Source organism: Pseudoalteromonas sp. SG43-1 (assembly GCF_014164415.1).
In the GTDB taxonomy this organism is placed as follows: Bacteria; Pseudomonadota; Gammaproteobacteria; order Enterobacterales; family Alteromonadaceae; genus Pseudoalteromonas; species Pseudoalteromonas distincta.
Genome location: NZ_JACJFD010000001.1, coordinates 408,889 through 419,977 on the forward strand (window position 1 = coordinate 408,889; position 11,089 = coordinate 419,977).

Consider the following 11,089-nt stretch of genomic DNA (forward strand, 5'->3'; position numbering starts at 1 on the left):
TTTTAATTAATTAGCTATTTATTTAAAATTAATAAAAATTATAAATTTACTTTTTAATCAATAGATTAAAAATAAATAATATATAAATTCATGTTTCCGCGTAGGGCTGGTATATACATTGAAGCTACTTATTTAATAGTCGCTTAATTTAGCGTTATTGCTTTATTAATTTGATACTAAACGAGGAGATGATGATGAATTGTTTGCAGTTTGATTCAAACGCTAAAAGATCTTTAACCCGCGTTTTAAAACCAGCTTTTGCGATACTACTTACCGGTGTGTTACTACAAAATAGCGCACTGGCTAATGTAAAAGTTCAAATGCACCAAGTAACTAAGTCAGGCCAAGGGCAATCACTAGGTACTATTACGCTAACAGAAAATGATAACGGCGTTGTTTTTACACCAAGTTTAAAAGGTTTAACACCGGGGCAGCATGGTTTTCATGTTCACCAATTTGCTAGTTGTGAACCCAAGAAAAAAGGCGAGAAAGTTGTGCCGGGGGGCGCCGCTGGTGGGCATTTCGATCCAAAAGCTAGCGAGCATCATGATGCTCCTTGGGGGGATGGCCATTTAGGCGATTTACCGGCGTTGTATGTAAATGAAAGTGGCCAAGCTAAATCGCCTGTTTTAGCACCAAGGCTCACGCTTGAAAAACTTAAACAACACGCAGTAATGATTCACGAAGGAAGTGATAACTATGCAGATAAGCCAAAGCCATTAGGTGGCGGTGGCAAACGTGTTGCTTGTGGCGTAATTGAGTAAATATAAGGAGAAAGTTATGCCATATAAAAACCGTGACGAACTACCTGAGTCGGTAAAAAGTAACTTACCTAAACATGCTCAAGACATATATCAAGAGGCGTTTAATAGTGCGTGGGATACCTATAAGGACCCTAGCGATAGAAAAAACGATGATGACCGCGAAACAACAGCGCACAAAGTAGCTTGGTCGGCGGTTAAAAATAGTTATAGCAAAAATGATAATGGAAATTGGGTAAAGTCGAGTAACTAAACTAACAACAAAGCTTAAGCATTTAAAAGCCGCCATAGCTGATATAGCGGCTTTTTATATAGACGTTTTATAGTTGCGATGTTTATACAATACTTTGCAGTCTGTTTGAGTAAAAACTGGTAAGCAAAACCATAAGTACTGGTTTAAACACGAATGTGAGTTTGGTTTAAATTTGCGTTATTATTTATTTGTATTAGCCAATCAGAGAACACTTTGAATTATTTAGCTCATCTTTATTTAGCGCAGCCCACAGCCGATTCTCACTTTGGGAACCTGTTGGGTGACTTTGGTGGAAAAAGACATGTAAAGCACTTACCAAACACAGTTAAAAATGGCCTCGATAACCATTATTTAGTTGATAAATTTACCGACTCTCACCGCGCAGTTAAACACGCTAAACAATACTTTTCACCCGAGCGTACACGCTTTGCGGGTGTGGCTATTGATGTGGTGTTTGATCACTTTTTAATTGTGCATTGGCAACGATTTAGCAAGCAACCTTTAAGTGATTTTAAGTACACCAGCTATCAGCTTTTAAATAACCGTATACCTGTTATGCCACCGCGAATGCAGCATGTTGTAACAAGTATGACTAAAAACGATTGGTTTAAAGAGTACGAAACCGTTGAGGGGGTAGGGCTTGCGCTCGATAACATAGCCAAACGCATTCGTTTTACGAACACTTTTGCGGGCGCGGCTGATGACATAGCACAGAATTACGATGAATTAGAAGCCGTGTTTTTAGCGTTCTTCCCGGAGCTAATTAAGCATGTAAGTGAGTTTGACCTTGAAAGCACCCCAAAAAATGGCATAAAGCGCATTATTTAAAGTTTTCATCAATTGTTAATCTTTTGTGATAAGTTAAGGTGAAAAAAACGCTACTCTAATACAAATTAATTTTTGAGTGTTTTTAATGAATCGCAATTACTTGGTTATTGTGGGCTTTGCCGTTTTAGCGGCATTTCAATCTGGTGCTGTATTGGCTTTTGACTTTGACTTAAAGTCTGTACGAACAACTATTTCAAACCCAAGCACTAGCCACGCATTAATATACGATGACTTGGCTGGAAGTAATCAAAAAACACTGTTTTCGTTAGAGCCCATAAACAACCAACGTGTGGGTGTGTTTTTTGATATTAACGACATTGAAATTGGCTACTCTGCCGATATTTTTGAAGATGATGTTGAAACAAAAACACAAGATATACTGCTTTCATATAGAAAGTTTAAAAATTCTAAAATCACTTTTAACTATCAAACGCTTGAAGGACTGCAAAGCACGGCTAGCAATTTAAGCGGCAATCAAACGGATCAAATTTTCTCGCAAAATACACGTTCAACCAAGTTTGAGCTATCTGGCCAACACAATTTTTATACCTTCAATAATAAAGCGTCTTTGTTTGAGCATTTTTTTCTTAATAGGCCAAAGCTAAGTAACAAATTTGATATGTCGTTAAGTATTGTTGGCGCGTGGTCTTTCAAGCATGTATCCCTTGAGAATAAAGATAATATTGTATTTCAGGCTGATTTTTTAAATTCACCTGTGCCACAGGTCACTAAGTTAATTTCTAATTCTTATGGGGCGAGTATTGGCTCGCTTTTATCATTTTCGTTACCGCATAATGTTCACGTATTTGCTGAATACAAAGTAGGTAAAGGGCATATTCAAAACACAAACCCTAGGGTGGGGTTAAAAGATTCGGGCGCCGAAAAAGTTGAAGCATACGGCGGTGGAATTTCTTGGACTTCCGACAATAAAAAACTTATGGTCGTACTACGCGCGTGGGAGCAAACAGGCCGGCATATAGATACTTCTTTTGGTGATTTGTCAGTAATTAATTTTTTTTAGTATTGATCACCGAAATAGTAAATTTACCAGGAATACTATGAGTAAGAATAACGCAGTACCTCAGGCTTATGTGAAGCAAGAGGAAGGTTACCGAATTAAAGCCTTAAGATTGTACCCTTGGGTATGTGGGCGTTGTGCCCGTGAGTTTGAGTACTCTAATTTACGTGAGTTAACGGTGCATCATATAGATCATAATCACAGTAATAATCCAGAGGATGGCAGTAACTGGGAGTTATTGTGTATTTATTGCCACGACAATGAGCACAATAAATACCACGAACATATTATGTATGGCGGGTCGACTACAGAGCGAAAAGTTGAGGCTGCAACGCATTCTCCATTTGCCGATTTAAAAGCGATGCTTAATAAATCAAAGTAGCTTTAGAGAGAGCTATTTAGCAAGAGCGAAGCATTTTGTGCCTCGCTCAAACTTGTCGCTAAATTTTAATCGCCTCAGTGGGCGTTGTTGATAATCCACTAAAATACTTCATTACTAATTGGCCTTGGCTGTCTTTTTCTATTACTAAGTAATTGTTTGAATTAGGATAGTAAAAGCTATTTTTAGACATGGTAATTAGTTTTGTTTTATCGCCACCGGTGCGCTTAGAATACAAAACGTCATTTTCAAAAATTAGGCTGCGTAAGGTGTTTTTATCAATACGGTAATCACCCAATACGGGCGCTAACTGCTGCGCTGTTACATCTGCTTTTTTAAACTCGGGGAGCGCAATACCCAGTGCTTTGGCTGTGAGTTTTTCGTTGATAAAAATAGGGTTTATGTGGTTTGAATTAGCCAGTACTGCAACATATAGCTTTTGCTCTGGAATATAGCGTGCATGTGCTAAAAAGCCATTTATTCCGCCAGTGTGTTTAATTACGGTGTATTCATTCAAAGGCTTAATAATTAATCCGTAACCATAGGATGAAAAGCTGCCGTCATTGAGTTTAAAAGGGCTAACCATCTTCTCATAACTTGCTTTACTAATAAGCTTGCCAGACGATAATGCGCTAAACCAAATGTTTAAGTCGGTTGGGGTAGATATAAGCGCACCTGCGGCATAAGGCCAGTCCATATTAATATAACTTGTGTTTATAAAGCCTTGCTCTGTTTGCTCATACCCAGCTGCGCGGTGAGCAACAATTTCTTGCCCTTCATAGCTGCTTTGAGTCATCCCTAGTTTTTTAAATATATTTTGTTCAATAAAGTCTTTGTAAGATTGCCCACTCGCCACTTCAATTATTTTACCTAGCAGTGAATAGCCCGTGTTCGAATAAGCCATCGCTTCGCCGGGTTCAAACACCATTGGGTGTTTGGCAAATCTCTTGAGTGTATCGTCAACGCTGATGGGTACTTGTATTTCTTTATCGAATAAGTCGTCGTCATCTGTGTAGTTGGCTATGCCTGAGGTGTGGGTTAATAAGTTTTCGATTGTGACGAGGTTGCCCTCGGTGGGGAAGCTTGCAACATACTTATGAATATCATCGGTAACCGCTAGCTTACCTTGCTCTTGCAACATCATAATTGCAGCTGCAGTAAATTGTTTTGAAATAGAACCTAAACGTAAAACGCTTTGCTCATTAAGTGCAATGTTATGCTCAAGGTTGGCAAGCCCGCGCGTTCCTTTGAAAAGTACTTTGCCATTTTTGCTTATAATTACCGATACCCCGGGCTCGTTTTCAACTAGGCTCTCGTTAAGAATTTCCTGATATTGCGAGGCTGTCGGATTTGCTATTACAAGGCTGGGTGTTAATAGCAAGAGGGCTAACAAACAGCTAGCGTAAAATGGCTTAATCATATTCATCCTTTTAGTTTTTATACCAAACCTGTAAATAGGTTTAGCAATCCTTGTACTTATTAGTGAATTAATATTGCACAGCTAAAAAGTAAACACAATTATCAGATTTTATAGGGACTCAGTAATAGGTATAATCGCCGCGTTTATTGGTTTTATTATTTTCTTACAAGGAAGTTATTTATATGCCTGATATAACGGCTCTATTTTATATTGCGATTATGGCTTTTTATTTATTACACAAAAACGAAGAGGGCAAAATATTAGTGCCCATAATAGGTTTTGCTGCAATTCCTCTTTTTAGCAACGATTACTGGCTATGGTTTAAGGTAAGCGTAGGGTTAGGAATTTATGTATTGATGGTGGAAAAAGCTAAAGCAGGGTATACCGGTGGCGGGGCTGTTTCAGCATTTGCTATGTTTTTTATGGTGGCTTTTTTAGTTAGTATTATTATAAAAACTATTTTTTCTGTTGCTATTAAATTTAGTTTTTAAACCTCATGTTTATTTAGTCAAAACTAAATTATCTCTACTTTCTCGCGCATACTTGTGGTTTATTATTTTTAATAAACCACAAGTAGCCCTTTAATTTAAATTAATGAGTTAAAAACATTCCAACATTAGTGCCAAAAACTAGTGGCACTGTATCTTTACCTATTTTGCCAAATTTTATTGAGTTACCCATTACTTCTCCCGCTAATGGGTAGCCTTGCCATATAATGTCACCTGTCTTTGTACTAACTTCAGAGATAAGACTTGATTGTGAATAATAATTATTGTCACTTGAGTTTGTGGTAATTAATACATTATCAGAATAAGGTAATTGTATTAGGCCTGTTACTTCACCATTAATTCGAGCTTTTAGTAATAGTTCTAAGTCTAATGAAAAAGTAACTAAATTACCCTGATATGAGTATTCAGGAGAAAAACATAAAACACTATCCGTTTGAGGTTGTGCATAAAGACTCTTACATTCCTCTGAGTTTACTGAACTGGAGCGCATGCTCAGTTTATTATTCTCAAAGGTAAGAGTTGTTAGGCTATCTCGAGTACTTAGTATTACTAATTTTTCCCCTAAAGTACTTGTTGTGGCAGTAATTGAGGTGATGGCACTGCTAGCTGTCCATGTAGCTAGAATATTATTGTTACTAATGTCGTGTACGGTAAGTGTTTCATATGTGGCTATTAATGCATCGTCATAGCCATCGTTATTAATATCAGTAACCTCTAAAGTATTATAATTAGAAGAGTCATCTTCTGTCGTTACTTGCCATTTAGAAATATCAGACTCTAATTCAATTACGTTTAGGGAAGGAGAGTAATTGCGAGTTCCAAATATAAATAATTCATCATAATTGTCTGAATCTATATCACCTATTGCTGCTAGGGCTGCTTCGAGAATATTTGATGAGCTATTATAATTAGGTGTAACTTCACCATCTTCATTCATAGTTAAGTATCGAGGGCGAATATAGCCACTATTTGTACTAGGAATTATATAAACTGCCGCCTCTTTTTCAGGGCTTATATTTGCCCACCCAGCTGCAATATAGGAATCGTATTGTGAAGGTGATTCTCTATTTGCGTTATGCCATAAAATTTCGGGATTTGGAGTAATACCAGCGACTACTAGTATATCTTTACCTGAACTGCTTAAGCCTGTCCCCCAAACAATTTCTTCTTTACCATCATTATTAATATCGCCAACAACCATCGCAGCGCTGCCATGATCTATAAGTGGCAGTGTCCACAGCTCTGCATGGGTATTAACAGTAATATCGTAGGCGTGAACTTGACCCCATTGGCAGTCGCCAATTATTATCTCATCGGCTGGGTCGTTATCTATATTTGCTGTGGCTACAGAACAATTATCCTGATTATTAATAGTTAGGATTTGAGAGCGATCATTAGCATTCCATACTGTTATCGAATTCCATCCTTCAGTGCTAATGATCTCATCTATACCATCGCTATTTACGTCACCTGTTGCCATAATTGGGCCAAAGCCGTCAGCGTTAAACCATTGACTGCTAGCACTTTGGATATCAAAAACTTCACCGTTTGAGAGTATTAATTCTAATGATGTGTCGCTATCGATATTGGCAACAGCTATTTCAATAGGAGAATCTCCCTCTAGAGAAAAGCTAAAAAGCTCTGTTTGAAAATTATTGTCGTAAACAACAGCTTCTTTAGCGCTATAGCTTTCACCAAAAATTACGATTAATTCAGGTTCGCTATCACTATCAATATTTTTTACCATAAAATTGTGGATAGTTTTACTTGTCGAAAATACACTGCGAGGGGGCTGTGTAAAACCACTTACTTGATAGATATTATTATTTGTTCCTACAAAGGTATTGTTTACGCCATTATCTTCTTTAAATACAGATAGGCGCATTTCATTCTGATTACCGCCAAAAGAGTATGGGTAGCTGTAAATTGATTCGAATCCATCGCTTTTTTGAGATATAACAGACAGTCCACCTAATTTATCAAGCACCAACATTTCGTTATTTTCATCGCCAATGAAGTTACCAATTTGCATACCGTTAGATATATGGGTGAGCTCAATATCCTTTCGCATTGTAGGTGCTTTAAAGTTTGGTATTGTTACATTTATTTCACTAACTAATGGCTCAAGGGTTCTATCAGATGTAAAAGCAAATTTAACCGTATTTTGTTGCGTTATCATAGGTAATAGTGGGGTCCATTTTACTTCCCCTTTGCTTGATACCGTCATTCCAGTGGGTCCGTATAATAACTCGACTGGGGTGTCTGACTCAGCATCTTTATTTACATTGAATGTAACTTCTTCACCTGCTTTTGCTTCAGTAGGTGCGCTTGATAAAGACAACGTTATTGCTCTATCAAGTGTAAAAATAGCACTGCCGCCAGTGCCTGATTCATACCATTGCATTTGTTGTTCATTAGGAAAACTAGCAAATAGCTCAAGGTTAGCCCCAACAATATAATCAAAAGAACTTTCACAGTCATACCCTTGATTTTGTTGCTCAAAGCTTAGGGTTAATGAGTGACGTTCACCGCTATCAACAGATGCATCAAATGAGTAGCTACCGGTTACATTCGACTGATTAGAATTGATTTCGAAACTACCATCTGTATTAAACTGAAATGTTTCTAAGCATTTATTTGGGTACTCGTAAAACCAAGTGGCACTAATTGATTTTGATGTTTCATTAACAGCAGTTACAGCGGAGTTTGGGGCGTCTTCACCCCCGCCACCGCAACCGGAAATGAAGCTCGTTGATAAAAATATTACAGAGAGTAGCTTTCGCATTACATCTTCCTTAATCTGAGCTTTGATAAGCCATATAAATAAACTGAAATATAAGATTAGCCATGACGCTGAGCATAACTAATGTATAAAAGTGAACGAATTGTGAATAAAAATAATCAGTAAATCTAGTTAAATCATAATTATTTGTAAACATAAGTAAATTGAACGACTGCTAAAGTGGTTGGTTTGAGATAATTAATAGTCGTACGGCTGTTGCGCATAGCCGGTACTAATTGAGCGTCCAAAAAAAAGGCCGGTTACTACTTGGTAGTACGGCCTTTTAAAACTCTAGAATAGATTAGTAATTATAAAGTTTATTTTTTCTTTTCGCTTGGTGCTGGTTGGCCATAATTAGGTGAACGAGGTCCATATAATAAGCCGTTGTAAACATCTGAAGAAAGTAAGCGTGTTGAAGTCATTGCTGCGATTTCAAAGCCTTTATCGGTTACCGTTTCAGCAATTTGATTGATTGCTGCAATAACAAGCATACCTACAAGGCCACCACCGCCATTACTTTGTTGTTCAGCTGAAGAGGCTCTTGCTTTACCTTGCCATAATTGCTCGCCAGTGCGTAAATCAACTAGTGAGGCTGACACAGTTACAGCTGTTTCGCTAGAAATTACAACATAGCTAGTGCCGTATTCTTCAATAGTGATGTAAAGCGCAGAGTCTGCACCAAAAATTTCATGTAATTTATTCGCCGGTACTTGGTGTACGTCGCTTGCAACAGTGAGGCCATTACCTTTAAAGGTTTGATCAACTAAAGCAACAGGAAAAACATAAAAACCCGACTCAGCTATAGGCGCGACCATTTGAGTCATCACACTGTATGGTGCAATTACTTCAGGTGTATTATTTAGCGGAGGTAAAATAATAACTGAGTGAGGGTCTGCTTGTTTAAATGCTGTGTAGTCATGTGCTGGTGGAGGTGAAACACAACCAGCGAGTAATGCGACTAATGCGATCGCTGTGTATGATTTTAAATTAAGCATATTAAGCGCCTTTCGCAGATTTTAGAAGGAAGTCGATGTAATGAACTGATTCTGGGAAAAGTGATTTCTCAGTTTCGAAGTGAGTAGTGCCTAATGAAGGATTACCCGTTTCAAAGTACAGCATACCTAGGTGAGCATGTAGGCCAGGTGCAACATTCTTACTTTTGTTTGCGGCATCGGCAATAATTTGCTCAAGCATACTAATTTGCTCTTCGGCTGTTACGTCATCTGCTTTTAAATAGGCGTATACGGCAGTGCTATAGTCGCCGTAATAGTAAATAGGTTCTTTCGTTGAGTTACAACCCGTTAGGGCTATACAAACAAATGCTAAGGTAATTAGCTTTTTCATTATTTATTGCCCCATTGGCCAGCCTCAAGACCAGTAACTAACTTGTTAACGACTTCGCGAATAGCTAGGTCAAGTACTTTGCCATTTAATGTGGCATCGTATGAAGCTGTGCTACCAAAACCAATAACTTCACGTTCTGATAGACTGTATTCACCAGCACCTTGCACTGAATAAATAACTTCTGATGTAGTAACATCAACAACATTAAGCGTTACTTTAGCATAAGCAATTTGCGATTTACCTTTACCCAATAAACCAAAAAGCTGGCGATCGCCAATGGCTTTACGGCCAAACTCTGTTACATCACCAGTTACAACAAATTTAGCACCGCTAAGAACTTGTTTTGTACCTGTTAACTTTGCCTCTTCCGCAAGGGCTGCCATATTGTCGCGATCAAGCACACTAAAGCGATTTGTTTGTTGTAAGTGGCTCATTAGTGTTGTTTTTGCTTGGCTACCTAAACGGTCTTGGCCTGATGCAAATATACCATTTTGAAAGCTCGAACGGTTTACAAACTGACCTACGACTAGTTTGCTTTTTGCACCTGAGTAGGTTGTGTTATAGCTAGCAACAGTTGGTGTTTCTATTACTTTTGATGATGTTGTAGCACACCCAGCTAAAGACGAAGCTGTAATTGCAGCGATTACAATTGTTTTAATGTGGCTTTGGTTAATTCGCATAAATTTTTGTCCATATAGATAATTGCAGAAGTTTTTATTGATAGGCGCTTGATTTTTATACTTATAAGTCAATTACTTATTTCAAGAGTCCATTCAACTTACTTTATAAACAAAAGTTGATGTAAATACAATGTTATTTATGTTTTATACAGATACACACAATGAAAAAGAATAAATTCTTTGTAATAACAATGCTAATTCATTAGTTTTTAAATTATTGAAAGCCTTTTTCTATAGTTGATATACAAGGAGATTTATTGCGCGCTGAGTTGTTAATTAGTAATTTTATTCAATTAACTGTAATTTTTAAAACCAATCGGCTGCAACTTGTAGTGGGGAAGGATCGCCTTTTTTAGATACCTAAAACACTAAGGCTTGCTTTGTTGGCGATATTTTTTTAGCGCGAGGCAGGGTTAAGTCAGCTAATGATAATTGCTGCTTGGTCTGCATGTCATTTTGCTCGTAGCCAATAACAACAAAGTCGTGTTTTAACTTATGGCCTGCGTTTTCGCCGCTGTGTATTTGTGTTTCTATGCCAAAGCCTAACAGAGCTACATGGGCTATTAAGTTTTGGTCAGTATTATCTTCGATATTAACAGTATCGTATTCGAGATTAATTTTACTGTTGTTTATAGTCGCTTTTAAATTACCTAAATAACGGGCTTTAGCTACAGGAATAGCTTGTTTATAAAACCAACCTTGCCACCCGTTGCCGTTAACCATAAATCCTGGAGTAGCTACAATCCTACTTTTACCGAGTGCCTTATACGTGCGTTGTCTTTTACTAAACACAGCAGAGGCAAACGGGTCTTTCCAACCCAAATAATCCCAATAAGTAACATGAAAATTAATAGGGATAAAATCAGTCCATAGTTTTTCATCATCTGTAAGCGTTGAAATCCAGCGCTCTGCTGGTGGGCAGCTACTGCAACCTTGCGACGTGTAAAGCTCTAAAAAGGTAGTCGGATTAGCTGTACTGGAAATAGTTACTTGCTCAGCAGCTTGGCTTTGAAAGCAAAAAATTATTAACCCAACAAGTGAAATTAAAAATGGATGGGATAGTGCTTTAAAAGGCATGTTACTTCTCGCAAAGGCTGATATTGCATTCAGCCTAA

12 protein-coding genes are annotated in these 11,089 nt (G+C 37.7%); 6 read left to right on the plus strand and 6 right to left on the minus strand.

The window, feature by feature from the left end; genetic code table 11:
* Positions 1-194: 194 nt before the first annotated feature.
* The 5 genes from sodC (at position 195) to H5159_RS01940 (ending at position 3,242) form a co-directional block, all read left to right on the plus strand.
* Positions 195-764: a superoxide dismutase family protein gene (gene sodC, locus H5159_RS01920; protein WP_182779606.1), complete on the plus strand. Its 570-nt coding sequence runs from the start codon at positions 195-197 to the stop codon at positions 762-764.
* 16 nt (positions 765-780) lie between these two features.
* Positions 781-1,014 carry a ChaB family protein gene (locus H5159_RS01925; RefSeq protein WP_024590240.1) on the plus strand — a complete coding sequence of 78 codons (234 nt, stop codon included), beginning with the start codon at positions 781-783 and terminating at the stop codon, positions 1,012-1,014.
* A 213-nt stretch (positions 1,015-1,227) separates the two neighbouring features.
* A complete protein-coding gene (locus H5159_RS01930; protein WP_182779607.1) occupies positions 1,228-1,842 on the plus strand; it encodes an ACP phosphodiesterase in 615 nt (204 codons plus the stop codon).
* An 85-nt stretch (positions 1,843-1,927) separates the two neighbouring features.
* Positions 1,928-2,863 carry a hypothetical protein gene (locus tag H5159_RS01935; protein ID WP_182779608.1) on the plus strand — a complete coding sequence of 312 codons (936 nt, stop codon included), beginning with the start codon at positions 1,928-1,930 and terminating at the stop codon, positions 2,861-2,863.
* Between the two features lie 37 nt (positions 2,864-2,900).
* The gene (locus H5159_RS01940) at positions 2,901-3,242 is read left to right on the plus strand and encodes a YajD family HNH nuclease (RefSeq protein WP_024604747.1); all 342 of its coding nucleotides are present in this window, start codon (positions 2,901-2,903) and stop codon (positions 3,240-3,242) included.
* A 58-nt stretch (positions 3,243-3,300) separates the two neighbouring features.
* On the opposite strand, the gene H5159_RS01945 is transcribed toward H5159_RS01940, so the two are convergent.
* Positions 3,301-4,659 carry a serine hydrolase gene (locus H5159_RS01945; RefSeq protein ID WP_182715735.1) on the minus strand — a complete coding sequence of 453 codons (1,359 nt, stop codon included), beginning with the start codon at positions 4,657-4,659 and terminating at the stop codon, positions 3,301-3,303.
* A 146-nt stretch (positions 4,660-4,805) separates the two neighbouring features.
* Here H5159_RS01945 and H5159_RS01950 point away from each other — a divergent pair, with 146 nt between their 5' ends.
* The gene (locus tag H5159_RS01950) at positions 4,806-5,150 is read left to right on the plus strand and encodes a hypothetical protein (RefSeq protein ID WP_259398785.1); all 345 of its coding nucleotides are present in this window, start codon (positions 4,806-4,808) and stop codon (positions 5,148-5,150) included.
* Positions 5,151-5,250: 100 nt separating this feature from the next.
* On the opposite strand, the gene H5159_RS01955 is transcribed toward H5159_RS01950, so the two are convergent.
* The 5 genes from H5159_RS01955 to H5159_RS01975 form a co-directional block, all read right to left on the minus strand.
* Entirely contained in the window at positions 5,251-7,953 is a 2,703-nt protein-coding gene (locus H5159_RS01955) for a VCBS repeat-containing protein (protein ID WP_182779609.1), read from the minus strand.
* Positions 7,954-8,267: 314 nt separating this feature from the next.
* Positions 8,268-8,945 (minus strand): DUF799 domain-containing protein, encoded by a 678-nt coding sequence (locus H5159_RS01960; protein WP_165743139.1) that lies wholly within the window; start codon positions 8,943-8,945, stop codon positions 8,268-8,270.
* Position 8,946: 1 nt separating this feature from the next.
* The gene (locus tag H5159_RS01965; protein WP_008165258.1) at positions 8,947-9,294 is read right to left on the minus strand and encodes a DUF4810 domain-containing protein; all 348 of its coding nucleotides are present in this window, start codon (positions 9,292-9,294) and stop codon (positions 8,947-8,949) included.
* Positions 9,294-9,974 carry a CsgG/HfaB family protein gene (locus tag H5159_RS01970; protein WP_076923668.1) on the minus strand — a complete coding sequence of 227 codons (681 nt, stop codon included), beginning with the start codon at positions 9,972-9,974 and terminating at the stop codon, positions 9,294-9,296. Before H5159_RS01970 ends, H5159_RS01965 begins: the two co-directional genes overlap by 1 nt.
* Positions 9,975-10,334: 360 nt before the next feature.
* Positions 10,335-11,051 (minus strand): DUF1223 domain-containing protein, encoded by a 717-nt coding sequence (locus H5159_RS01975; RefSeq protein WP_182715737.1) that lies wholly within the window; start codon positions 11,049-11,051, stop codon positions 10,335-10,337.
* Positions 11,052-11,089: the final 38 nt, after the last annotated feature.

What these genes read in the sequence shown, in the direction of transcription:
- H5159_RS01925 (WP_024590240.1), top strand. Translation starts at nt 781, where the DNA reads ATGCCATATAAAAACCGTGACGAACTACCTGAGTCGGTAAAAAGTAAC.
- H5159_RS01955 (WP_182779609.1), bottom strand. Translation starts at nt 7,953, where the DNA reads ATGCGAAAGCTACTCTCTGTAATATTTTTATCAACGAGCTTCATTTCC.
- H5159_RS01970 (WP_076923668.1), bottom strand. Translation starts at nt 9,974, where the DNA reads ATGCGAATTAACCAAAGCCACATTAAAACAATTGTAATCGCTGCAATT.
- H5159_RS01960 (WP_165743139.1), bottom strand. Translation starts at nt 8,945, where the DNA reads ATGCTTAATTTAAAATCATACACAGCGATCGCATTAGTCGCATTACTC.
- H5159_RS01965 (WP_008165258.1), bottom strand. Translation starts at nt 9,294, where the DNA reads ATGAAAAAGCTAATTACCTTAGCATTTGTTTGTATAGCCCTAACGGGT.
- H5159_RS01940 (WP_024604747.1), top strand. Translation starts at nt 2,901, where the DNA reads ATGAGTAAGAATAACGCAGTACCTCAGGCTTATGTGAAGCAAGAGGAA.
- sodC (WP_182779606.1), top strand. Translation starts at nt 195, where the DNA reads ATGAATTGTTTGCAGTTTGATTCAAACGCTAAAAGATCTTTAACCCGC.
- H5159_RS01975 (WP_182715737.1), bottom strand. Translation starts at nt 11,051, where the DNA reads ATGCCTTTTAAAGCACTATCCCATCCATTTTTAATTTCACTTGTTGGG.
- H5159_RS01945 (WP_182715735.1), bottom strand. Translation starts at nt 4,659, where the DNA reads ATGATTAAGCCATTTTACGCTAGCTGTTTGTTAGCCCTCTTGCTATTA.
- H5159_RS01935 (WP_182779608.1), top strand. Translation starts at nt 1,928, where the DNA reads ATGAATCGCAATTACTTGGTTATTGTGGGCTTTGCCGTTTTAGCGGCA.